Origin of the sequence: uncultured Aquimarina sp. (genome assembly GCF_947492405.1) — a bacterium.
Taxonomy (GTDB): domain Bacteria; phylum Bacteroidota; class Bacteroidia; order Flavobacteriales; family Flavobacteriaceae; genus Aquimarina.
This window is the reverse complement of sequence record NZ_CANLMP010000001.1, coordinates 975728-1001036: the sequence shown is the minus strand read 5'-3', so window position 1 is coordinate 1001036 and position 25309 is coordinate 975728. Positions and strand designations below refer to the sequence as shown.

Here is a 25309-nt window from a genome sequence, read left to right as displayed (position 1 = left end):
TTGATACTAATTTTGAGTGTTTCGTCAAATATAAAAAGATAAAATTCTCAGTATTTAGGTTTAAGGATACTTTAACAGGACTATTTGGATCTATAGATTAAGCCAAGTAAAGAACCTAATAAAACGGTAATTGCAATAGTGGGTCTGGGTCCAAAAACGGTTAAACCTATAAGCAAGCCTATAACACCTCCTAATGCGCTGGCAATAAAACGGCCACTATTTTTCTTTTTATTAATTACGTAAATCATGGCTATAGAAAGTGTCATTCTGAGCGCTGCACCTACGATAGTAATGTCTACGATACTTTTCCAAAATAGTGCAGTAACATAAGCAATAACAACAGTTATAATTGTTGCATATCGTAATGATTTTACTTTTTTATCTTCTTTTGATTTGTAAACCAGGTGGGAAGATACGGCAAAAATAGAAGTATCAGCCGTACTCATCAAACCTGCAAAGAAAAGTACTAGTAATAAAGGAATCCAAGATTGATTGACTAAGTTTTGCATTGCAAATACAAATACAGTATCCGGATCCAAAGTAGTATTTTGATTATAAACATATAAACCTATAAGTAATAATAAAAATGCTATCACCAATACAGGGATAATAGCTAATCCTAGCCCTCTTTTTAGAGATTTTACATCTTTTGCAGCATAACAAAGTTGGTATCTATCTGCTAACCCAAATACAGATAAACCTCCATACAAGACGAGACCTATGATACTACCTAATTGTACATTTTCGTTGGTAGAAGTACCTAAAACGCTACCAAGATCTTTTATATCTAACATTCCGAAAATTAGAATACATAAAAAACTAATTATAATAAGAGCCTGAATTATATCTGTAATAATAACTGCTTTGAAACCAGAGAACAAGACATAAATTAATACTACGGATGCCGTAATAAGTAAAGAAATATCATAAGAAAATAAATCAAAAAAGGTAATAACCTTAGCACCGCCAGCAAGAGAGAGTAAAATCCAAAAGAATTGAACAATAATAGTAATAACATTAGTGATTAATGAAGTCAATTTGTTTCCTGTAACAAATTCGGGTAGATCACCTTGTGTATAAAAAGTACCTTGTAGTGATAACTTCTTGATTCTCGGTGCTGCCCAAAAAGCAAATAATAGATAACCTATTACAGAGCCAATAGACATAGCAAATAATCCCCAGCCAAACTTATATGCGTAACCTGTATAGGTAATCAAGGTACTTACACCAATAGCACCAGCAAATTTTGAAAATAAGATTGTCCATCCACTACGATTTCTCCCGCCAATTAAAAAATCTTCGGTACTGGATGATCTTGAAATATAAACTGATAGACCTATGATTAATGTGATATAAATGGACAAGTAACTATAAATCTCCATATGGGGACGGGTTTAATGAGCTTCAAAAATAAGCAAAGTGTTTATAAAGGACTTCTCTTTTTAGTAGTTGATTTAATAATATAATGAGAAGATAGGTTAAGTCTTTTTGTCTTTCGACTTCTTCTTAAAATCTACAATATCTATTACATCCACACCCATATAATCTGCAATTTTTTGTAATCGTTCATAATCTTTTGCTAAATCTTTTCTCTTCACGACATAATCTCCTGCTTGCGGACTTACACCTAATACTTTAGAAATACCATATACGGTTTTCGCCCCTTTACTTTTCTTCAGTAACCTTTTTAACTTCTTGTTAATCATTATTTAACAGTGTTATAGAATTTAAATATACAAATAAATTTTTATTAAAAAAATATTTGATTAATCAAAAAATAATTGTATATTCGAATCATACAAATCAAAACGGCTAAAAATGAAACTCTTATTAGTAATTGCAATGCTTTGCGTAACATTCGGAAACGCTACTTCTTTAGATTCAAATCCAATAAATGAGAAGGAAAAAAACAAAAAAGGTGATAAGAAAGAGAATGTGGAGAATAACTTGATCTCTAGAAATTTTCATTCGATTAAGAGGTGGAAGATGACTGTGGAGTACACGAATGGCGATATTATTTCTAAAACTATTGAGATCAACGATGACCTATCATCTAGTGCAATGGAACTAGCTTTTATAGAAGCAGAAAAATATATAAAGACTTTAAAAAGAGTGAAAACTTATAATGTATTACCAGTATCAGGAAATTCTTTTGTTTTGCTAGCAGGAGGGAAGTAATAATCGATTGAGCTTAACCTACGAAAAAAAGGGCTGCTAATTAAACAATTAGCAGCCCTTTGCTGTATTATATATATGTATTATTAGATGTTACTTTTTTCGTTCCACAAATTCTAGTTGTTCTACTGCAACATTCGTGGTGAAAATTCCATAATTAACAACCGCTTTTCCTTTTTCTAAAGTATCTATAGTTCCAATGGATTTTCCATCAATCATGCGGACTCTATCACCAACCTTAAGGATCATTTTTGGTTTTGCTTTTTCAAGTTTTTCTACTTTCTTTTTTTCTTCCTTTTTCTTTTCTCTTATTACTTCTACTTTTTTCTCTACTTCTTTGACTATTTTTTCCTCCTTTACTTTTTTAGCCCTTCTTTGCTTAGTAGTTTGTTTTTTCCTTTTAGAGTTTTCTACTTGAACAATTTTCATAAACTCATCGATAAGTTCTCTCTTTCTCTTATTGTGAAAGTATTTTTCGCTTATTTCATTTAACTTTTGACCTAAATAAATCATCCGTTGATTACTATCATAAAGTTCTTGATAGCTTTCTAATTTATGCTGTAATCGTTGATTGATTTTATCTAAACGTTCCTTTTCTTCTTCTGTTTTTTGTTCTTTTGTTTTCAGAACAGAAGTGGTTTTTTGGAGTTTTGATCGTTCTTTTTGCAGGTTTGCAATACTTTTATCAAATCGAATTTTGCCTCGTTCTACTTTTTTCTTTGCCTTGTTAATTAAACTATAAGGTATTCCGTTTTTTTGTGCTACTTCAAAAGTAAACGAGCTTCCTGCTTCGCCTAAGTATAATTTGAATAAAGGTTCAAGAGTTTTAGAATCAAAAAGCATGTTTGCATTGGTCATGTTAGGTAGTTCATTAGCTAACATTTTTAGATTTGCATAATGTGTTGTGATGATTCCAAAAGATTCTCGCTCGTAAAAAACTTCTAAAAATGCTTCTGCTAGTGCTCCTCCTAATTCAGGATCACTACCAGTACCAAATTCATCTATAAGAAATAACGTTTTGTCATTACATTTCTTAAGAAAGTAATTCATGTTTTTTAAACGGTAACTATAGGTGCTTAAGTGGTTTTCTATAGATTGATTGTCTCCGATATCAGTCAAAACGGTATTAAATATACACATTCGACTATATTCATGAACAGGAATCAGCATACCACTTTGTAGCATAATTTGTAGTAAGCCTACAGTTTTTAGCGTAATACTTTTTCCTCCAGCGTTAGGACCGGATATTACAATGATTCGATTTCCCTTGTCTAATGAAATAGTTTGGGGATAGGTTTTTTCTCCTTTTTCCTGATTGTTTAGATAGAGTAGTGGATGATATGCATCTTTTATTGTTAATTCTCTATCCTCAGTTATTTTTGGTAATACTCCGTTTAATTTGTTTGCGTATTTTGATTTTGCAGCAATGATATCAATATCGCTAAGGTACTCTTGATATTGTTCTAGTAATTCTGAGAACGGTCTTATTTTATTTGTTAGTTCTTTAAGTATTTTAACGATTTCTTCTCGTTCTTCATATTGAAGATTGCTAAGAGTTCTGCTAAATTGTAATGTTGCTTCGGGTTCAATATAGACAATACTTCCGGTTTTAGAACTCCCCATTATAGAGCCTTTTACTTTACGGCGATACATCGATTTAACCGCAAGCACTCTTCTATTATCGACAACACTTTCTTTGATTTCATCCAAATATCCTAAACTATTATATCTGGTAAGGTCTCTACCGAAACTTCCGTTTAACTTTCCTTGTACTTCATTAATATCTTTTCTAAGTACTCGAAGCGTAGGAGAAGCGTTGTCTTTAATCTCACCAAATTTGTCGACAACTATTTCAATAAGGTTGATAATTTCTTTGGTGAAAGGAACTTCAGAAGATGTTTGATGTAGTATAGGATAGAATTCCTTAAATTTTCTAAAAAAACTAAGTAAACCATTAGTTGTTAAGCTAATAGATATAATCTTTTTAAGATTAAATGTTTCTAAAAATGTATTTTCAATACCTAATAATTGTAATTCTTTATCAATACTATCAAATCCATGATTAGGTATCTTAGAATCATTTAGATAAGAAGATTTGTATTCGAATACTTGTTGTAGAGACACATGTAAATCTTCTTTAGTACTTAAAGGAACAATTTTTAAAGCTTTTGTTTTTCCATGGTCAGTATTACATAAATCTTCAATATGATTAAGTACTGTGTTGAATTCTAAGTCTTTAAGTGTTTTTTCGGAAATACGGATCATGTTGTTGCCCTAATTTTTTAGGAGATATTCTTTTTTCTGTTAATTTCTTTATTATAAATCTCAATATGAGTTTACTTTTAGAAAAGTATTTGTTATAATTTTACAACGAAGCAAATGTAAACAATTGCATATTTTTATGATACTAACATGGATGTAAATATTGAGAATAGCTGGAAACAGCAACTTAAGGATGAATTTGATAAACCATATTTTAAAGAATTAACGGGTTTTGTAAAACAAGAATACAAGACTCAGACTTGTTTTCCTAAAGGATCAGAAATTTTTGCTGCATTTGATTATTGTAGTTTTGATGATGTAAAAGTTGTAGTAATTGGTCAAGACCCTTATCACGGTGTTGGGCAGGCTCATGGATTATGTTTTTCTGTTAATAATGGAATCGCAATGCCTCCTTCTTTGATTAATATTTTTAAAGAAATTGAATCTGATATAAATATCCCTTTTCCTTCTAATGGTAATCTAGAGCGTTGGGCAAGACAAGGCGTTTTATTATTAAATGCTACATTAACCGTAAGAGCGCATCAAGCAGGATCGCATCAAGGCAAAGGTTGGGAAAAATTTACAGATGCGGTTATTCAATCAGTTTCTAGTAATAAAAGTAATGTGGTTTTCTTATTATGGGGTGGTTTTGCTAAGAAAAAAGGAGCTAAAATAGATAACAAAAAACACTACATTTTAAACAGCGGCCATCCATCTCCTTTAAGTGCCAATAGAGGGTATTGGTTTGGAAACAAGCATTTTAGTAAAACTAATGAATATCTTACAAAGACTAATCAATTACCAGTGCAATGGTAAATTAATTATGCAGCCTTTGGAATTCCTGTAGTTTTTACTTTATTGATTTTTGCGCTAGCTGTAGTAGACTGAACTCTTTTTGCTTTTGCTTTTTTCTTATCGGTATCAACTGACTGAATACTGAATTTTAATAAAACAAAATTGAATGCTATAAGCCCTCCAAGAATTAGTAGAAAAGTTACCATAATTGATTTGTTAGTTAATTATTAGATGCAAATACCTCCAAAGGGTTGCGTACACTTTCATAATTAGTTTATTGGGGTAGGCTCGGCAAATGTACAAAAATAATTAGATCTTTTATTGCGGATATTCCGTAATATGTATGATTTAGTTAAATCTTAATTATTTATCTTATTTAGTTTACGTTATTTTAAAAAAAATATTAAATAATTAAACAATCATCAAGTCTTTCCTCTTATTATATAACGTTTATGTAATCAAAAACCCTACTTCTAAAATCTAAAACCGAAAGATAAATTTGGATGAGCGAGTAAATCAGGAGTATTTCCGCTTAATAAATTGTAGGCTACAGCAATCCCGAAATCAATAAAAATACCATTTTTTAGTATTCTTTTGTCCCCTATACCTATCCCTATAGCGACATCAGTAAAGTCAGTTTCTTGAGAAATTGAATCATTATTTCTGAAAGTGTATACTTTTCCTGATGATATCATGGCCAGTCCCTGAACATAAAACCTTCTTGCAAATCTTTCACCAACATAGTATTTGATATTAGGAATGACCGAAATATTTGTTCCGCTGGTAATATCTATATCTCTATTATCGATACTATTTTGGTTATTATATGCTTTGAAAAGATTTATTCCGACACTTATATCTTTGTTAAGAACTCTATCATAGTTTATACTAAAACCTTCAGCAATAATAAATGGATGCAGATTTACACTTAAATCGTTTTTTTGAGTATCACGTTTTGGCAAATTGATTGCATTCTCTTGTGAAAGACCAATTCTGATAGAAAAAATAAGCACTATTGTAATTATTATGATTTTCTTCATAGAATTAATTGCTTTTTTTAAAGAGTTATAAAGGTATAATCTTACCAAGATATAAGCTGTATAACTCTATATAGAATAAGTATATGCCAATATGATAGATTTGTTATATTAAAATCTATATCCTATATAAAAATTTGGTCTTACAATAATTTGAGGAGCTTTTTCATTAAATAAATTTCTCCCAATACCAAATCCAATATCTAGGAAAAAACCATTTCTAGCTACAAATTTACCACCTAAAGAGAATCCTAAAGCAAAATCTGTGTATTCTTCTGAGACATCTCCTGAACTAACAAAATTTCCTAAATCATCAAATATTACTACATAATTATCATGATCACCAGAAGATAACATTCCAAATGCTTCTACATAAAAGCCTCTTGCCACTCTGCTTCCAAAAAAATATTTGAACCGTGATGTAAAAGCTATTTCTTTATCAAAAATTCCATCTCTATCAATTACGTCATCATCGTTATCGATATTATCACTAAACCTGTAGAAAAAGTCAAAACCTAGTGTAGTATTATTTGTTAATACTCTTTCATAACCTATATCAAGAGCTCCAAAAGCTATAATGTTAATTGGGTTAATACCGATTTCATTTTTATTAATGTCCCTAGGAGGTAGATTAGATTGGTTTTGTGCAAAAGAAACTTGAAAAGAGAATAAAATAATAATAGCTATTAATGTCTGTTTCATAATAATTAAGTTGTTTTCCTATTAAGAAAGATGTTAAAACATGAAAAAGGTTGCTTACATCTTAAAAATTAGTTTCTCAGTATCAACTATCTTGCCAATGATATCCAATCTAAATAATTTATCTTGAACTTCTTTTAGAGTTTTCTCATCTATCAATGATTGACTCCATTCAGTGATTTGTAACCATGCTCTAATGTCCTCTAGTTGTTGTTCATACCTATGAGCAAGTGTTTTATCTATACTGGGTATTTGCTTAAAATCAGCAGTAGTAGTATTGATTGTTTCTAAAATACTTTTTACCTGATCTTTCTTATTGTGTAGAACTTCTTCTCTAACCGCAATCACGAAACAAGGCCACGGAGTAGGGCAGTCTCCTAAACGTCTAAAAGTTTTATTATCCACTAATGGTTTTGTTGTAAAATGTTCCCACATAAAATAATCAGCACTACCATTAGTTAATGCTTTTACAGCTCCATCTAGATTTTTTATCACTTCAAACTTTAGTGAAGAAGTATCCCATCCATTATTCTGTGCATTTATGTATGCCATTAAGTGAGATCCAGATCCGTATCTGCTTATTGCTGCTGAAGTGTTTTGGAGATCATTTATATTATTATGTTTTGAGTTATATCCTACATGTATTCCCCAAATTAAAGGAGACTGAATATATGTTTGTACAATTTTTGAAGGATTGCCAGCAATGATGTCTTTTATAATTCCTTCGGTAAGAATGATAGCAATATCAATATCTTTGTTTCTTAGAGCTTCGCACATAGCTCCGGTTCCCCCAGGAAAATCTTTCCATTCTAGTTGTATGTTATTTTCAAGATAAGCACCTTCTTCAATTGTTAAATGCCATGGTAAATTGAAGTGCTCAGGAACACCTCCTATTTTTATCGTATGCATGCTGTTATGATGTGAAATATGGTAAAATTGTGTATTTTATCGATTATATTTGTTTTTTGTCGTTTAATTTGAATTATTATCATTACCTTTGAAATATAAATCTGATAATTACGACTATATTTGAAGTAATTAAAACCAAATAAAACAATATTTGCTATGAAAAAGAATTTTTTAAGAAATAAAAGTGCTCAAGTTAAGGTAGCTAAATTAAAAAACAATACGTTAGAAAACGGGATTGTGGTATTTATCGCCTTGTTGTTAGCAACTAATTTTTTAATAAGTTTGAAAATATTATTCGGTTAACATATCGGTTAGAGAATGTACTTCTGTTAGATATTCTCTTATTTGATGCTGAGATTGTATGGACGGTTTATCGTCCATTTTCTTTTTATAAGGATTAGTTTCATTAGCATCTTGGATTCTAGCTTTTACATTGTCATTAAGTTGTATATCCAAAATTGTTTCTAACTCTTTTTTACAATCTTCATCTAAAATAGGTACTAGGACTTCTATACGTTTATCTAAATTACGTGTCATCCAATCTGCGCTGCCAATGTATAGTTTTTCAGATCCATTGTTTTCAAAATGATAAATTCTCCCATGTTCTAAAAACCGATCAACGATACTTATTATTTTTATGTTTTGGCTAATCCCTGATAATCCTGAAACTAAGCAGGTAAAACCCCTTACTAGTAATTCTATTTTTACACCTGCATTACTTGCATCATAAAGTTTCTGTATAATTAGTTTATCCTCTAAACTATTTAATTTTGCTTTAATACCAGACGGTTTACCGATTTTGGCATTATCTATTTCTTTTTCAATAAGTTCTTCAAAAGTTTTTCGCGTAGTGAAAGGTGATACAAGTAAGTGCTTGGGTTTAGGTAAAATCATCTTTCCAGAAAGTACTTCAAAAACTTCTGATAATTCTTTAGTTATTAGTTGGTTAGCTGTAAATAAACCGTGGTCGCAATAAATTTTAGATGTTTTAGCATTAAAATTACCAGTACCGATATAAGCATAAGACATTTCTTTATTGTTCTCCTTTCGTTTGATGAGAAGTATTTTAGAATGTACTTTAATTTTTGGGTAGCTATAAAAGACGGAAGCTCCTTTTTCTTCAAAAATCTTTCCCCATTTTAAATTATTCTTCTCGTCAAAACGAGCTTTGGCTTCTACAAATACAGTCACTTTTTTATTATTTTCTAAAGCTTTTAATAGAGAAGTGGTAAGTTCAGATTCCTTAGCGACGCGATACAGTGATATTTTTATTTCTGTAGTGTTAGGGTCTACAGCTGCTTGATTAATAAAGTTTTGAACATAATTAAAAGACATATATGGAAAATGTACCAATTGATCTTTTTTAGAAATTACTTCAAAGTAATTGGTGTTTTTCTCAAATTCCTTGTGTTTTATCTCCGTTATTTTTGGATAATGTAAAGAAGAATTACCTGTTGGATCTGGAAAACTGAAAAAATCACTAAAATTGTGATATTTTCCACCAGGCATCATATCAATTTTACCCAATCCTAAGAATTTACGAATCTTATTTTTAAACTCTCTAGGTAAAGCAGCGTCAAATAATAAACGTGTCGGTTGGCCATGATCACGTTGTGATAAGGATTCTTTTATTTTTTCTGCCAAAACACCATCAAATTCGTCATCGATGTATAATTCTGCATCCCTTGAAAGCTTTATTTGGAAACATCCACTTATTTTTTGATTTTCAAAAATTTGATTTAAATTAAGTCGAATAATGTCATCAAGAAATGTTATGAATGTGTTGTGATCTATAGAAGGAAAACAAACAAATCTTTCTAAATCATCAGAAGGTATATTTACAATTCCGAAGTGATCTTCTTCTTCGAATGCTATTAAATAGTATAATTTGTTATTTTCCAGAAAAATCGAATTTTCATTTGATAAATTAATGGTTTCGGCATTGATTAAAGGAAGGATTTTCGAGATAAAATATTCTGTAGCAAATTTATGTTGATTAAAATCATATTGATTTTGATCAATTAGGTGAATATTGTGTTTTGCAAGTCCGGGAATAATATTTTTAAAGAAAATGTCGCCAAATCTCTCTTGTTGAGTTTTTACACGTTTTAATATTTCCTTTACCTGTTTATTTGGTTTTAAAGCAAGCTTTTTTCTAAGCTTTTTATCTAATTTTTTTATTTGTCGTAATCGAGAAACTCTTACTCTAAAATATTCATCTAGATTAGAGGAGAATATTGCTAAAAACTTCAATCTTTCATATAAAGGATTTGAATCGTCTTCAGCTTCTTGCAAGACACGTTCGTTAAAACTTAACCAATTTACATCCCTGTTATTATAAGGGTATTTTTTTAGATCCATATTTTAAAGTTAAGCTATACAGAATATTTTAGATTTAACTAAAGGTTAAATCTAATCAAGGTAACTCACAATTTTATCTAAAGTATACTTGATAAGATTATCAACAGTTTTTTTTGGGTCATTACTGAATTGCTTTGTGGCCCTGTTTGCTATCATTGCATTCATGGATACAGCACGATGACCAAGAAGTTTTGCCATTCCATATATGCCAGCTGTTTCCATTTCTAAATTTGTTATTTTTTTATCAGCATAGCTAAATGAGGCTATTTTGTTATTTAATGTAGCGTCTGATGTAGGCAGTCTTAATACTCTACCTTGAGGGCCATAGAATCCAACATTTGTGATTGTAAATCCTTTACTGGTTTGGTCACTTTGCATATGTCTTCCTAACTTTTTGTCAAAAGAAACTACATAAGGTGTTGATTTATCTTTATCCCAATTCAGATGCTTTGTTAAGGGTTCAGAAATCTGAGGAAACTGAATATCTTTACTATCATAGAAATGGAGAAGACTGTCAAACCCAATAGCAAGTTCAGAAACTATGAAACTATCTATTGGAATTTCTGATTGTACAGCTCCAGATGTACCAATTCTAATAATGTTAAGAGAGGTATGGTCTTTTTTAATTTCTCTAGTGTCAAAATCAATATTAACTAAAGCGTCTAATTCGTTAAAAACTATATCTATATTGTCTGTACCAATACCGGTGGAGAGTACAGTTATTCTTTTTCCTTGATATGTACCTGTCTGAGTATGAAACTCTCTTTTACTGATGCTATGTTCTATAGTATCAAAATATTTAGTAACCTTACTTACTCGATCAGGATCACCAACAGTTATGATAGTGTTAGCCAGGTGTTCAGGTTTTAGGTTTAAGTGATAAATACTACCATCTTGGTTGAGGATTAATTCTGATTCGGCTATAGCCATATTATAATTTTAGTAAATTGTGTGTTTCATTATTATACAAATAATCATATTTTTTGACCCCTCCATAATACCAATCTAATGTTTGAGTATTATAAAAATTCTTTTTTTGTTGTACGGCAAGTTTTCCTCTTTCTGATAATAAGAGTCTGTCTTTGGTTTGATCAAAAAACTGAAAAAGTCTTGCCAATACTCTTTTCATCTGCATATCACCATATCCATAGAACCCTTGATATTCTAAGGTATAACCCATCAATTGTTTTATGTTTTTGATCTCATATGTATCGACCATTTGTAGAATATTATGTTCTAATGTATTAAGACCTGTTAGCATATTTGGGAACCTTTGTAAATGGGCTCTTAAACAAATAGATAGATAATCAAATGATGATTGTTTTTTGATTTGTCCAGCGATTTTATTTGGATTGGATTCACAATATAATGTCCAAACATGAGATGCTAGTTCTAAATCGTTGATATCTAATGTTATTTTATTTTCGAAATGTTTTTTTAATTGAACATCTGATAGTTCACCTAATCCCAAGTGTTTTTTAGAATTCTCAACTCTACCACTACAAACCAAAAATATTGGAGTGTCTTTAATTCCTTTTCTAAGTAATAAGCTTATAGCGGCAATCATATTAATATGGCAGAAAAGATCATATTCAAACCAAAGTATAATTTCATCATACTTTTCTAGGTTGTCTAATTTATTTAATTGACTTATAAATTTCTCTTCATAGTCATCATTAGCAATTCTGTAGTACTTTTTTAGAAATCCTTTTCGTTTTTCAATAGCCTTATTGGTTTCAATTCTTATGTCTGTAGGACCTTCGCAAAGCATCTCCCTCCAAATCAAAAATTCTCCATCTACAAGATTAAGCTCTTTTAGACGATCCGTCAAACTATCGCCATTTGTAATATGTAATGTTTTAGCCCCCAATTATATATCTATTTCTAAATTATTCGATAAAAAATTATCCTCCAACTCTTTTTACTTTAAACCCTTTTGTTTTTAGGATGTCCATAACTTTATCACGATAGTCTCCCTGAATTATAATACGTTCATTCTTAAAACTACCCCCTACACTTAATTTGGTTTTTATTTCTTTAGCAAGTTTCTTGAAATCTTCATCAGCACCTGTATATCCTTCTAATATGGTTATCGGTTTCCCTTTTCTTTTTTCATACTTACAAATAATCGGATCATCTTGCATCCAAATATCGTCTTCTTTTTTAAGATCTTTTTCCTCTTCAATAGGTTCGTGATCTGGAAATAAGTTTTTTAATTGATCTTTTAAATCCATATGCAGAAATTACTTCTTAATCAATCCAATTTCAACAAGTCGTTGATGTAGAAAATCACCTGCAGTAATGTCTTCATACTGTTTAGGATTATCTTCTGTAATACATTCTTCTAAGCAATTTAATTTCATATCGCTTCTAGGATGCATAAAGAACGGAATAGAATATCTAGGTTTACCCCATTGTTCTTTTGGAGGATTAATTACTTTATGTATAGTAGAACGTAATTTGTTATTAGTATGACGCTCTAACATATCTCCTACATTAATTACTAATTCATCTTCTTGCGGTATGGCATCGATCCATTCACCATCTTTACGCTGTACTTGTAATCCACCAGTAGAAGCTCCCATTAATAATGTAATTAAGTTGATATCCCCATGTGCTCCAGCGCGAACTGCTCCTTTTGGTTCTTCGGTTATAGGAGGATAATGGATAGGGCGTAAAATGCTATTCCCATTACTAGCCCAATGATCAAAATAGAATTCATCTAAACCTATGTAAATTGCTAATGCTCTAAGTACATATATTCCTGTTTTTTCGAGCATTCTATAAGCTTCCATTCCTGTAAGGTTAAAATCTTTAAGCTCTTCTACAATAACATTTGGAGGGTATTCTTCAATTAAATTAGCGTCTTCGGACGGTTCTTGACCAAAATGCCAAAATTCTTTTAGATCACCTTCTTTTTTACCTTTAGCATGTTCTTTACCGAAGGAAATGTAACCTCTTTGCCCACCTAATCCTTCAATCTCATATTTCTGTTTATCTTCTAAGGGTAAAGCAAAAAATGCCTTTACTTCTTTATATAATTCTTCTACTAAGTTATCACTTAAAAAATGATTTTTTAATGCTACAAAACCTATTTCTTCATAGGCTTTTCCTATCTCATCAACGAACTTTTGTTTGCGTGATGGATCTTCAGATAAAAAATCCGAAAGATCTACACTTGGTATATTATTCATGGTTATTAATTTTCTTTAACTAAAATAAATGTATTTCATTAAATAAGCATCATGGATGATGCCTTTTTTTAAAATATCGTGAATAACTGTCAAAATAATTATTTTTTGACATATTATCACTAAAGCAAAGTAAATTTAATTAATTCGTATAATTTTCAGGGTTAAATTAACAACTACTTAATATTATTGGGTTTTGGTTGTTTTTTCTGAAATAAAAATAATTACATTTACTTTACTGTTTTCCAATTTTGGAAAACCAACAATTATTAAGGTATATTGATTTTTGAATTGTATGGCAGAAGAGAAATTGTTATTAGATTTTGATAAGAAAGCGTATAGTAATGAAGTACTAATTTCATTATATGTCAAAATGTTGAAACCAAGATTGATCGAAGAAAAAATGCTCATATTACTTCGTCAAGGTAAAATATCTAAATGGTTTAGTGGTATCGGTCAAGAAGCTATTTCTGTCGGGGTAACTGCTGCATTACAGAAAAATGAATATGTTTTGCCGATGCATCGTAATCTAGGTGTATTCACTACACGGGATGTTCCCTTGTATAGACTTTTTAGTCAGTGGCAGGGTAAGGCTAATGGTTTTACTAATGGACGAGATCGCTCATTTCATTTTGGTACCCAAGAGTATAATATTGTAGGTATGATTTCACATCTAGGACCACAATTAGGAGTTGCTTGTGGTATTGCCTTAGGTAACCTCTTAAAAAAGAATACCAAAGTAACTGCCGTATTTACAGGAGAAGGAGGAACTAGTGAAGGGGACTTCCATGAAGCTTTAAACATTGCATCGGTATGGAGTTTACCGGTGTTATTTTGTGTTGAGAATAACGGGTATGGATTATCTACACCGACAAGAGAACAATACAATTGTAAAAATCTTGCTGATCGAGGCATAGGATATGGTATGGAATCTCATGTTATTGATGGTAATAATGTGTTAGAAGTTTATGATAAAGTAGATAAACTGGCAGAGAGTATACGGCAAAATCCTAGACCTATTTTACTAGAGTTTAAAACTTTCAGAATGCGCGGTCATGAAGAGGCGAGTGGAACAAAGTATGTGCCAGATGAGCTAATGAAACAATGGGCATTAAAGGATCCTATAGATAATTATAAGGAATATCTTATTGAAAATGGCATTCTTTCAGAGGAAGATAATCTTCGTGAAAAATCCACTATTAAAACAGAAATCGAAACACATTGGCAAAGAGCTAATGAAGAACAAAATGTTCAAGTTCATTTGGATAAAGAGTTAAAAGATGTTTATAAGACATTCGAATTTAAAGAAATTCAACCTAACACATCAACAAAAGAACTTAGACTTATCGATGCAATCGCAGATAGTCTAAAAGAAGGAATGCGAAGATATAATGATCTTGTTATTATGGGACAGGATATTGCAGATTATGGAGGTGTTTTTAAAATTACTGATGGTTTTATGGATGAGTTTGGAAAACATAGGGTCCGAAACACTCCGATCTGCGAATCGGCTGTAATTTCTGCCGCCTATGGATTATCTGTTAATGGTACAAAAGCAATTGTAGAAATGCAGTTTGCAGATTTTGTTTCTTCTGGATTTAACCCTATTGTGAACTTATTAGCTAAATCACATTATCGCTGGAGTCAATCTGCGGATGTTGTTGTCAGAATGCCTTGTGGTGGTGGAGTAGGTGCAGGACCGTTTCATAGTCAGACCAATGAAGCTTGGTTCACAAAAACTCCAGGTCTTAAAGTAGTATATCCTGCTTTCCCCGCAGATGCCAAAGGATTGTTATTGACCTCTATAGAAGATCCGAACCCAGTATTGTTTTTCGAACACAAAGCACTGTATCGTAGTATTAGACAGGAAGTGCCAGAAGGATATTATACTATTCCATTAGGAAAAGCTTCATTGTTAAGAGAAGGAGATCAGATAACTATTATAAGCTACGGAGCAGGTATACATTGGGCTTTAGAAATCTTAGAAAAACATTCTGAAATAGAAGCAGACCTTATTGATTTAAGAACTTTGCAGCCATTGGATGTTGAAACAATTTTATCATCAGTTAAGAAAACTGGTAAAGCGATTATTTTGCAAGAAGATTCCATGTTTGGAGGAATAGCTTCGGATATTTCTGCATTGATTATGGAGAATTGTTTTCAATACCTAGATGCGGCTGTAAAAAGGGTTGCAAGCTTAGATACACCAATTCCTTTCGAACCAAGTCTAGAATCTCAATATTTAGCAAAAAGTAGATTTGAAAAAGAGTTGCAAGAGTTATTAGAATTTTAGACCTGTATATAATAATGGGTTTGAATTAATTTTAAAATAATTTATTATGAATTTTAAACCCAACGATTTTTTTATCGGAATCTTTGATCTGTTTGCGATTCTTTTGCCTGGATTGATATTTGTCTATTTGTGGATTAATGAGATATCATCTATTTTTCATTTTAATATAGTCGAAATCCCTGAGATAACGGTGTTTTTGGTGATGTCATATATCATAGGACACTTTTTACTTAGTATTAGTTATCCTTTAGATCTTTTATATTTCAAATTCCGTAAAAAAACGTTAGGTCGTAACAGATTTTATAATGCTTTTTCTTTTATACGGATGAATAATCTCTCTGCATTACAGGAATTAGAAAGAAATACAGCGCATTATAAACTTTTTCGAAGTTTATCCTTTGTATTTTTTATAGAAATGATCCATGGCTTTGTAGGCGGTACTTTAAGTCCGTGGATCTTCATAATTCTTACTTCATTATCATGTTGGAGATACTGGTTTCTTAAGAAATGGACGGAAGAATTAGCTCTGGACTTTGAAAAAACCATTAGAGAAGACGTAATTGATAGAAATTAATTACTTCCATTTTTCAATATTTTTATAAAATCATAATAGTTACTAGTTTAGAAAAATGATTTCCATTGTAGCTAGCAATAGCATCTTTATATTTAATCAAAAATAAGGGCAAAAAAAGTTGTTAGATCTTTATACGTATTAATACCTGTTTTTATATTTCGAAAACGTTTTTGTTAATAAAAATGAGTGAGAATTTATATATTTGATTTACAGTTGGTTATAATATTTGAATCGATGAATTGATTTTTTTTTGGGATGACGGAGCATCGTGGGTTTTGTTAAGGGTTAAAATCCCCTTTGATATAAGTTGTGTGTTCTATTGTTTAATCTTAATTTCGCGCAGTCTATGCGATAAGCATAACGTAGGGGATTAAAAATCAAGGGGTAATACAAAAAATCATGAACACTAACCAATTAGAACTATTGAGTTCTTCTACTGTTTTAGTTACTGGAGCGGCAGGTTTTATAGGGTCCAATCTATGCGAAGCTTTGCTAGAAAAGGGTAGTAAAGTTATAGGTTTAGATAATTTTGCCACTGGTCATGAGAAAAACTTAGCAGCTATTAACGAAAATCCAAATTTTACATTTATTGAGGGAGATATACGGAATATAGAAGATTGCCATAAGGCTACTAATGGTGTTGATTATATATTACATCAGGCAGCATTGGGATCTGTACCAAGATCCATAAATGACCCAATAACCACTAATGATGTGAATGTAGGAGGTTTTCTTAATATGCTCGTAGCATCTAGAGATGCTGGAGTTAAACGATTTATATATGCGGCTAGTTCTTCTACCTATGGAGATTCCAAAACTTTGCCAAAAGTTGAAGAAAAGATAGGAAAGCCTTTATCACCGTATGCAATTACCAAATATGTAAATGAATTATACGCAGATAATTTCAAAAGAACGTATGATTTGGATACCATTGGATTACGTTATTTTAACGTGTTTGGACGTAAACAAGATCCTGATGGAGCATATGCAGCGGTTATTCCTAAATTTGTAATGCAGTTTATGAAACATGAGTCACCTGTAATTAACGGTGATGGATCTTTTTCTAGGGATTTTACATATATAGATAATGTAGTTCAAATGAATTTAAAAGCTATTGTTTCTGATAATAAAGAAGCATTGAACAATGTATATAATACAGCTTTTGGAGAACGAACTACTTTAAATGAACTGGTTACTTTATTAAAGGAGTATTTATCAGAGTTTGATGCTGAGATTTCTGATGTAGAAGTCAAAAAAGGTCCTGAACGTAAAGGTGATGTGCCACATTCTTTGGCTTCTGTGGATAAAGCAAAAACACTTCTTGGATACGCCCCTAAGTTTGACATGAAATCTGGATTAAAAGAAGCTGTAAAATGGTACTGGGACAATCTTAAATAATGATATAACCTTTATATAAAAGAAATAATCATAACAAGAATGCGGAATATTAAAATAGGAATCATAGGTTTAGGATATGTAGGTCTTCCTTTGGCTAGACTTTTTGCTACAAAGTTTCCTGTAATTGGTTTTGATATTAATAAAAATAGAATAGAAGAATTAAGAAACGGAATAGACACAACTTTAGAAGTTGAAGATGAAGTTTTGCAATCAGTGTTGAAGAGTAATTCTCAAATAGACCAAGGCTTATATTGTTCTGATGATTTAGAAGATATTAAAGATTGTAATTATTATATAGTAACTGTTCCTACACCAGTAGATAAAAATAATAGACCAGATCTTACTCCACTGTATAAGTCCAGTGAAACTGTTGGCAAAGTACTTAAAAAAGGAGATATTGTTATTTACGAATCCACAGTATATCCAGGGGTTACTGAAGAAGAATGTATTCCGGTCTTAGAAAAGATAAGTGGATTAAGATTTAATGAAGATTTTTATGCTGGATATTCTCCAGAACGCATCAATCCAGGTGATAAACTGCATACGGTCGAAAAAATTCTAAAAGTAACAGCAGGTTCAACACCAGAGATAGGTGAAAAAGTAGATGCATTATATGCATCAGTCATTACTGCGGGAACTCATTTGGCACCAAATATAAAAGTAGCAGAAGCAGCTAAAGTGATAGAAAATTCTCAACGTGACATTAATATTGCTTTCGTAAATGAGCTGGCTAAGATTTTTAATTTAATGGATATTGATACAAGTGAAGTATTAAAAGCCGCTGGGACTAAGTGGAATTTCTTGCCTTTTAAACCGGGTTTGGTGGGTGGACATTGTATAGGAGTAGATCCGTATTACTTAGCTCAAAGAGCACAAGAGTTTGGATATCATCCTGAAATTATATTAGCAGGGCGAAGATTGAATGATAGCATGGGACAATATGTTGCTTCTGAAGTTATTAAATTGATGGTTAATCATGATATTAAAATTAAAGGAGCTACTATTTTAGTACTTGGGATTACTTTTAAGGAAAACTGTCCAGATGTTAGAAATACCAGAGTAGTTGATGTAATAGGGAATCTAAAAGATTTCGGAACAGATATTACTATTTATGACCCTTGGGCAAATCCATCAGAGGTGAAACATGAATATGATCTGGATACGGTAAAAGAACTACCAAATATTAAGTTTGATGCCATTGTATTAACTGTAGCGCATAAAGAATATCTTGATATTAATCTTAATTCATTATTAAAACCAAATGGAGTTTTGTATGATGTAAAAGGGATTTTGAAAGAGAAAGTGCACGGAAGACTTTAAAAAGACTATAAGCTGTGAAAAAAGTTTTATTTTTTGTAGAAAGTTTATCTGGTGGAGGAGCTGAAAAAGTACTAACAGATCTAGTATCTAATTTGGATTTATCTAAGTATGAAATTACGGTATGTTCACTGGTAGACGTAGGAGTATATAATGATTATTTAAAGAGCATTTGTACTTATAAGGCAATTTTAAATAACCCTGGTGATAATAAAAACAGTATTCAAAGAAGGTGGTATGGATTACAATATAAGTTAATACATATACTACCATCTAAATGGATGTATACAATGTTTTTTAAAGAAAAATATGATGTAGAAGTTGCTTTTGTAGAAGGTTTTAGTACTAAAATTATTGCATCCTCTTCCAATAAGAACTCTAAAAAAGTAGCTTGGGTTCATATAGATTTATATGCGAATCATTGGACACAAATAGAGTATAAAAACTTAGAAGAGGAAGTAAAAGCCTACCAAAAATTTGATCATATAATAAGCGTAGCCAAAAGTGTACAAGATGCTTTTTCAAAAAGATTTGGTATTAAAGAAAGATTAAAAGTTCTGTATAATCCAGTAGATCGAAAAGATATTTTAGAAAAATCATTGCAGAAAATAGATTTTCAAAAAGAAACTTCTTTAATTCATCTAGTTACCGTTGGTAGATTAGAATCACAAAAGGGATATGATCGATTATTAGAAGTAGTCTCCAAACTAAAAAAAGATTCTTTTGAGTTTAAGTTAATGATTGTCGGAGAAGGTTCTCAAAGAAAACAATTAGAAAATTATATAGAGGAAAATGATTTACAAAACTACGTGACACTTTTAGGTTTTCAGACGAATCCTTATGCGTTTATAAATACTGCTGATGCTTTTGTATGTTCTTCCCGATCAGAAGGTTTCAGTACGGTTGTTACCGAAGCTTTAATTTTAGGAAAACCTGTTGTCGCAACCGATTGTTCTGGAATGACAGAACTTTTGGGTGATAATGAATATGGTATGATAACCGAAAACAACACAGAGGCTTTATATATTGGGTTGAAGAAATTTTTACAGGATGAACAAGTAAGATCTCATTATACAGCTAAAAGTAAAGAAAGAGGCGCAGATTTTGACATTAAAAAAACTATAAAAAGTATCGAAGAAATACTATGAGTACCAAGTTGAAAATAGTTTTTATGATTAATAACCTCTACGGAGGTGGTGCCGAGAAGATTCTTCAGACGCTGCTCGGACAGTTGGATCAAGATGTATATGACATTACTTTATATGGTGTAAAGAATGAGAAGTATGATACTGCCTTATATCCTAAAGGCGTTCAGTATAGATCTGTATATAATGGAGGCTATAAAGGCGGAGGATCTCTAAAAAATCAATTGAGCATCAAAATCATGAATAAACTAAAGTCATTTGTCTATAATAGATTTTCGGCTAAGGTGTTTTATAAGTGGTTCATAAAAGGAGATTATGATGTAGAAGTAGCCTTTATAGAAGGGTATAGTACCAGAATTATTAGTGGGTCTAATCAAAATTCAATTAAAATTGCCTGGGTTCATATCGATTTAGAAGCAAATCACTGGAGTGAAATTGCATATAATAATTATGAAGACGAGTGTAATAGTTATACTAAATTTGACCATATAGTTAGTGTGTCTAAGAGTGTACAAGATGCTTTTTCGCGTAAATTCAATATGAATAAGCGTTTAACTGTTAAGTATAACCCTGTAGATAGAGAGAATATCATCGAAAAGTCTAAATTAAAGCCTACGGTTAACATAGAGTCCGACAAGGTTTTACAACTTGTTACTGTGGGGCGTTTAGAACCACAGAAAGGATATGATCGACTATTAGAAGTATTAAATAGACTAAAAAACGAATCCTTCTCTTTTCATTTACGAATCATCGGAGAAGGTTCTCAAAGATCAGAATTAGAGAATTATATTAAGAATCATAAACTTCAGAATGAAGTTAGCTTGATGGGGTTTCAGTCTAATCCTTATCAATTTATCGCCTTGGCGGATGCTTTTGTTTGCTCATCACGTTCTGAAGGATTTAGTACTGTTGTTACTGAAGCATTAATTTTAGGAAAACCAGTCGTAGCAACAGATTGTGCTGGGATGCTAGAATTATTAGGTGAAAATGAATTTGGACTTATAACCGAAAATAACAAGGAAGCACTATATGAAGGTTTAAAAAGATTTTTGGAAGATGAAAAACTAAGGGCATATTATACCGAAAAAAGTAGAGAAAGAAGTGGCGATTTTGATAGCAGAAAAACATTGGCTAGGATTGAAGAACTTTGGAAAAAATGAAGACTAAAGAATTGCCATTAATATCTGTAATAATTCCAATATATAATTCGGAAAAATATCTGGATAAGTGTATTCGATCTATTATTGGTCAAACATATTCGCATCTTCAGATTTTGTTAGTAAATGATGGGTCTACCGATGGCAGTCTTGATATATGCAAGCATCTTGAAAAGGAAGATAATAGGATTACGGTAATAGATATACCAAATGGTGGTGTTTCTAATGCAAGGAATACAGGGATTTCTATGGCAAAAGGAACGTATCTTCAGTTTATAGATAGTGATGATTATGTAGATGGATTATATATTGAGCATTTGTTCAATACGATTCAAAAAGAAAAAGCTCAATTATCTGTTTGTGCTATTGAATCTTTAAACACAGATGGTCATATTTTTGACAAGTGGGAAGTAGAAGAAAGTACACTTCATTTTGATCATATAAATAAGGATATATTCTTAGAATTAATACAAAAATTCTTGTTATTTGGACCTGTAAACAAATTGTATAAAACAGATATTGTTGTTAATAACGGAATATCGTTTGACAGATCTTTATCTTATGGAGAAGATTTGCTTTTTAATTTTGAATATTTTAAACATATCAATTCTATAGCAGTAACAAATAAGGTAGTATATAAATATGTTCACGATAATCAAGAATCATTATCAAAAAAACGATATCATAATAAAACAGAATTAGCAAAACGAATTCATTTCGTTTTACTTGATTTTTTTGATAGGATTCAGTTAACAGATAAAGAATCTCTGGGAGTATTATATAATAGGCTTTTCGATTATTTTTACAACGAAATTTTTATAATAGTTAATGATATTGGATTCACATTTAGAGAAAAATATAAAGAAATTAGGATATTGCTAAAAGAAAAAGAGCTGACAAAAAGTTATAAATATTTATTTAAAGAAAAATATGCTTCTTGGATAGTTTTATGTATGAAACATAAGATGGTATTTTCTTTTTTGATTTGTAATTCGATTTTAAAAACAATAAAAACCAACACTAAATAATTAAAAATAACCGACGAAACGATGAATAAAATAATTATGTATCCTCATGGAGGAAGTTACAACCACGGATGCGAAGCTATTGTAAGAACAACTTTGGATATTATGGACCAAGCGATCCCTGAGGTTAGCAAAAATAAAGTTTTATTTTCTATGCGTCCGGAAGAGGATATACAGTTTGGGATGGATAAAAAATGTAAAGTTTTACCGCAAACACGACCATTACAATCCCTATCATTTGATTATTTTAAAGGAATGGTCAAAAGACACGTATTTGGTGATAAAGGTTTTTTTGATAGATATGCTTATAGAGATGTATTTAATAGTGCGGGAAAACAAACATTAGCTTTGTCAATTGGAGGAGATAATTATTGTTATGGTAGACCAGGCGATATTTATTTTATGAATAAACATGTTCGTGAGAAGGGTACAAATACCATTTTATGGGGCTGTTCTATAGAGCCAAGTGCTATGGATGAAGAAATGGTAAAGGATTTGAAGCAATATAAATTTGTTTTTGCAAGAGAGACTATTACGTACAACGCATTATTAGAAAAAGGAGTTAAAAATGCACGTTTATGTCCTGACCCGGCTTTTTTATTAGAAAAAGAAGAAATAACATTACCTAAAGGTTTTGAAGAAGGAAATACAATTGGGATCAATCTAAGCCCAATGATTATGTCCTATGAAGAAAATAAAGGAGCAGCTTTCGAAAATTATAGCAAGCTTATAGAATATCTAATTTCTGAAACGAAACACCAAATAGCTTTAATCCCTCACGTAATGTGGGATCATAATGATGATAGAATCCCACTGAAAAAATTATATGATAAATATAAAGATAATGATAGGGTTCTTTTTGTGGCAGAAGATAATTCTCTGAATGGAATGCAACTAAAATATTTAATTTCTAAATGTAATATTTTTATTGCAGCTAGAACCCATTCATCTATTGCAGCCTATTCTCAGTGTGTTCCTACTCTAGTAGTTGGGTATTCAGTAAAAGCCTTAGGAATTGCTAAGGATTTATTTGGTTCTGAAGAAGGATATGTAATTCCTGTACAATCATTAAAAGAAGAAAATGATTTAACTAATTTATATAAAGAGTTTGCAAAGAAAGAAGATGGTATAAGAAAATATCTAGTTGATATGATGCCAGAATATAAATCTAGAATAGTTGAAGCAGCTAAAGAAATAGGAACGCTCAACTAGAAACAGTGTAATAGTTTTTATAATGTTAAGCAAGATAAAGGGTAAATTCAAACAGATTTTTGGTTTAAGTAGGGATATTGACTATAGAGACTGTATCAAAATGGGGATGAAAGTAGGAGAAAATGTTCTTCAGCTTAATGAGGTGAAATTTGATTATTCTCATTGTTGGCTTATCGAAATAGGAAATGATGTTGTGTTTGCACCTCAGGTTTATCTACTAGCACACGATGCAAGTACCAAACGTCATATAGGGTATACTAAAATTGCAAAAATAAAAATTGGAGATGGTGCATTTATTGGTGCTCGTGCTCTAATTATGCCTGGAGTTAGTATTGGTAAAAATGCAATAGTGGCAGCAGGAAGTGTAGTTGTAAAATCTGTACCAGATGGTGCAATTGTTGGTGGTAACCCAGCTAAAATAATTGGTACTACTGAAGACTATATTAAAAAGCATAAGGATTTGATAAAAGAAGCAAAGGTGTATGATGAAAATTGGACCATACATAACGGTATTACTGAAAGTATGAGAACCCAAATGAATAGGGACTTAGAAAACGATTCTGGATATATTGTTTAGCTAAAATAAATTTAAAAATGATCTACTACATATTGATTTTACTTATCATAATACTATCTGTTTTATTACTTGTAATAGGGATAGACTTGTTTTTTTATTATAAAAGTGTTTTTCAGAGATATAAAATAGGAAGATGGACAGATCAAAATAACTGGCTAAAAAGTGTAAAACAAATTAATTTAACCTGGCTTCGCAAAACACCAACGGTTAAATTAACTGATAATGAAAGTTATATTATAAAAGATCTTCTAAAAGGACATTATCGAAGTACGACGATACAATCCTGGCAGGAAGCAGGAGCTTTATTAGGTGCAATTGATACTGAAAACACAAAGGAAAAAATTGATGAATTCATTAATAATAAGATAGATATACATACTGGCACCTGGAAACAGGTTCCACAATATGTAGATGGAGCTATTTTGGCGTATGCACTAACCAAAACAAATGTTGATGTTATTAAACTAAAACCTGCTTTTGATCAGGTTATAGAACTTATAGATCGTTGTAAAGGAGAAGATGGTACTATTTTTTATAGAGATTTCATTCCTTCAATAAGATTTGTGGATACCATCGGTTTTATTTGTCCGTTTCTAACATATTATGGTCAGAAATTTAATAAACCAGAATATATCGACTTAGCTTTATTACAAATACAATCTTATGTAGCTAAAGCTTTTTTACCAAACAAGATGATTCCAGCTCACGCGTATGATCTTAAAAAAGATATGCCATTAGGAATTTATGGATGGGGTAGAGGACTCGGATGGTTTATTCTAGGAATTACAGATATGTATTACGAGTTAGATGAGACGCATTCATCAAAGATCTATCTTAAAGAGCTCGTAGAAAAAACAGCAAAGGACGCATTAGTTTTTCAGAAAGAAGATGGAGGATTTAATGCTATGATTGCAGTTGATTCTTCCAGACATGATTCTTCTATAACAGCAATTGCAGGCTGGTTGTTTTATACAGCATTTACTATTGATAAAGATGAAAAATATCTTTTGGCTGCCAAAAGATGTGTACAATCTCTTATGAAAGTGACTCGTAGAGATGGTGTTATTGATTTTTGTCAAGGAGATACCAAGGGAATCGGACTTTATGCAACCACTTTTGATTTAATGCCTTTTGTGCAGGGGTTAACCATACGGCTGTCTTCGGCTATAGAAAGTAAATAAT

At 31.2% G+C, this 25309-nt stretch carries 25 protein-coding genes; 13 read left to right on the top strand and 12 right to left on the bottom strand.

The features are described from left to right. Window positions 1-80: 80 nt before the first annotated feature. Both Q0829_RS04415 and Q0829_RS04410 read right to left on the bottom strand, forming a co-directional pair. Complete coding sequence (locus Q0829_RS04415; protein ID WP_298540377.1) at window positions 81-1382, bottom strand: hypothetical protein; 1302 nt, start codon at window positions 1380-1382, stop codon at window positions 81-83. 96 nt (window positions 1383-1478) lie between these two features. Beyond that, entirely contained in the window at window positions 1479-1706 is a 228-nt protein-coding gene (locus tag Q0829_RS04410) for a hypothetical protein (protein ID WP_298540375.1), read from the bottom strand. Between the two features lie 112 nt (window positions 1707-1818). On the opposite strand from Q0829_RS04410, the gene Q0829_RS04405 reads away from it, so the two are divergent. Further along, on the top strand, window positions 1819-2178 hold the full coding sequence (locus Q0829_RS04405; RefSeq protein ID WP_298540373.1) for a hypothetical protein: 360 nt from the start codon (window positions 1819-1821) through the stop codon (window positions 2176-2178). A 90-nt stretch (window positions 2179-2268) separates the two neighbouring features. Here Q0829_RS04405 and Q0829_RS04400 read toward each other — a convergent pair whose 3' ends face one another. Next, entirely contained in the window at window positions 2269-4440 is a 2172-nt protein-coding gene (locus Q0829_RS04400) for a DNA mismatch repair protein MutS (protein WP_298540370.1), read from the bottom strand. Window positions 4441-4587: 147 nt separating this feature from the next. Between Q0829_RS04400 and Q0829_RS04395 the strand changes: the two genes are divergently transcribed. Next, window positions 4588-5253 carry a uracil-DNA glycosylase gene (locus Q0829_RS04395; RefSeq protein ID WP_298540369.1) on the top strand — a complete coding sequence of 222 codons (666 nt, stop codon included), beginning with the start codon at window positions 4588-4590 and terminating at the stop codon, window positions 5251-5253. Window positions 5254-5258: 5 nt separating this feature from the next. On the opposite strand, the gene Q0829_RS04390 is transcribed toward Q0829_RS04395, so the two are convergent. From Q0829_RS04390 to Q0829_RS04375, 4 genes are all read right to left on the bottom strand, one after another. Beyond that, window positions 5259-5438 carry a hypothetical protein gene (locus tag Q0829_RS04390; protein WP_298540367.1) on the bottom strand — a complete coding sequence of 60 codons (180 nt, stop codon included), beginning with the start codon at window positions 5436-5438 and terminating at the stop codon, window positions 5259-5261. Window positions 5439-5705: 267 nt separating this feature from the next. Beyond that, on the bottom strand, window positions 5706-6272 hold the full coding sequence (locus tag Q0829_RS04385) for a hypothetical protein (RefSeq protein ID WP_298540365.1): 567 nt from the start codon (window positions 6270-6272) through the stop codon (window positions 5706-5708). A gap of 108 nt (window positions 6273-6380) precedes the next feature. After that, complete coding sequence (locus Q0829_RS04380) at window positions 6381-6971, bottom strand: hypothetical protein (RefSeq protein ID WP_298540363.1); 591 nt, start codon at window positions 6969-6971, stop codon at window positions 6381-6383. 54 nt (window positions 6972-7025) lie between these two features. After that, a complete protein-coding gene (locus Q0829_RS04375; RefSeq protein WP_298540360.1) occupies window positions 7026-7877 on the bottom strand; it encodes a substrate-binding domain-containing protein in 852 nt (283 codons plus the stop codon). Window positions 7878-8033: 156 nt separating this feature from the next. On the opposite strand from Q0829_RS04375, the gene Q0829_RS04370 reads away from it, so the two are divergent. Continuing rightward, entirely contained in the window at window positions 8034-8180 is a 147-nt protein-coding gene (locus Q0829_RS04370; RefSeq protein ID WP_158597073.1) for a hypothetical protein, read from the top strand. On the opposite strand, the gene ppk1 is transcribed toward Q0829_RS04370, so the two are convergent. The 5 genes from ppk1 to Q0829_RS04345 are packed head-to-tail and all read right to left on the bottom strand — an operon-like array spanning window position 8169 to window position 13432. After that, the gene (ppk1, locus tag Q0829_RS04365; protein ID WP_298540358.1) at window positions 8169-10238 is read right to left on the bottom strand and encodes a polyphosphate kinase 1; all 2070 of its coding nucleotides are present in this window, start codon (window positions 10236-10238) and stop codon (window positions 8169-8171) included. The two genes, Q0829_RS04370 and ppk1, sit on opposite strands and share 12 nt — an antisense overlap. 51 nt (window positions 10239-10289) lie before the next feature. Further along, window positions 10290-11168: a nucleoside phosphorylase gene (locus Q0829_RS04360; RefSeq protein WP_298540356.1), complete on the bottom strand. Its 879-nt coding sequence runs from the start codon at window positions 11166-11168 to the stop codon at window positions 10290-10292. 1 nt (window position 11169) lies between these two features. Further along, window positions 11170-12108 carry a DUF1835 domain-containing protein gene (locus Q0829_RS04355; RefSeq protein ID WP_298540354.1) on the bottom strand — a complete coding sequence of 313 codons (939 nt, stop codon included), beginning with the start codon at window positions 12106-12108 and terminating at the stop codon, window positions 11170-11172. A gap of 34 nt (window positions 12109-12142) precedes the next feature. Beyond that, window positions 12143-12472, bottom strand: a complete 330-nt coding sequence (locus tag Q0829_RS04350) for a translation initiation factor (protein WP_298540353.1) — start codon at window positions 12470-12472, stop codon at window positions 12143-12145. Window positions 12473-12481: 9 nt separating this feature from the next. After that, window positions 12482-13432, bottom strand: a complete 951-nt coding sequence (locus Q0829_RS04345) for a 2-oxoglutarate and iron-dependent oxygenase domain-containing protein (RefSeq protein WP_298540351.1) — start codon at window positions 13430-13432, stop codon at window positions 12482-12484. 292 nt (window positions 13433-13724) lie between these two features. Between Q0829_RS04345 and Q0829_RS04340 the strand changes: the two genes are divergently transcribed. From Q0829_RS04340 to Q0829_RS04295, 10 genes are all read left to right on the top strand, one after another. Beyond that, window positions 13725-15722: a dehydrogenase E1 component subunit alpha/beta gene (locus tag Q0829_RS04340; protein WP_298540349.1), complete on the top strand. Its 1998-nt coding sequence runs from the start codon at window positions 13725-13727 to the stop codon at window positions 15720-15722. Between the two features lie 46 nt (window positions 15723-15768). Further along, complete coding sequence (locus Q0829_RS04335) at window positions 15769-16296, top strand: hypothetical protein (protein WP_298540347.1); 528 nt, start codon at window positions 15769-15771, stop codon at window positions 16294-16296. 399 nt (window positions 16297-16695) lie between these two features. Beyond that, a complete protein-coding gene (locus tag Q0829_RS04330; RefSeq protein ID WP_298540345.1) occupies window positions 16696-17694 on the top strand; it encodes an SDR family oxidoreductase in 999 nt (332 codons plus the stop codon). A gap of 39 nt (window positions 17695-17733) precedes the next feature. Further along, the gene (locus Q0829_RS04325) at window positions 17734-19014 is read left to right on the top strand and encodes a nucleotide sugar dehydrogenase (RefSeq protein WP_298540342.1); all 1281 of its coding nucleotides are present in this window, start codon (window positions 17734-17736) and stop codon (window positions 19012-19014) included. Window positions 19015-19028: 14 nt separating this feature from the next. After that, complete coding sequence (locus Q0829_RS04320) at window positions 19029-20159, top strand: glycosyltransferase (RefSeq protein WP_298540340.1); 1131 nt, start codon at window positions 19029-19031, stop codon at window positions 20157-20159. A gap of 23 nt (window positions 20160-20182) precedes the next feature. Further along, window positions 20183-21316: a glycosyltransferase gene (locus Q0829_RS04315; RefSeq protein WP_298540338.1), complete on the top strand. Its 1134-nt coding sequence runs from the start codon at window positions 20183-20185 to the stop codon at window positions 21314-21316. Beyond that, complete coding sequence (locus tag Q0829_RS04310; RefSeq protein ID WP_298540336.1) at window positions 21313-22341, top strand: glycosyltransferase; 1029 nt, start codon at window positions 21313-21315, stop codon at window positions 22339-22341. The genes Q0829_RS04315 and Q0829_RS04310 overlap by 4 nt, the downstream gene beginning before the upstream one ends. Before the next feature lie 21 nt (window positions 22342-22362). Beyond that, window positions 22363-23550, top strand: a complete 1188-nt coding sequence (locus Q0829_RS04305) for a polysaccharide pyruvyl transferase family protein (RefSeq protein WP_298540335.1) — start codon at window positions 22363-22365, stop codon at window positions 23548-23550. Window positions 23551-23656: 106 nt separating this feature from the next. Beyond that, window positions 23657-24127, top strand: a complete 471-nt coding sequence (locus Q0829_RS04300) for an acyltransferase (protein ID WP_298540332.1) — start codon at window positions 23657-23659, stop codon at window positions 24125-24127. 17 nt (window positions 24128-24144) lie between these two features. Beyond that, window positions 24145-25308, top strand: coding sequence for a glycoside hydrolase family 88 protein (locus tag Q0829_RS04295; protein WP_298540330.1), 1164 nt, complete (start codon window positions 24145-24147; stop codon window positions 25306-25308). Window position 25309 lies beyond the last annotated feature (1 nt).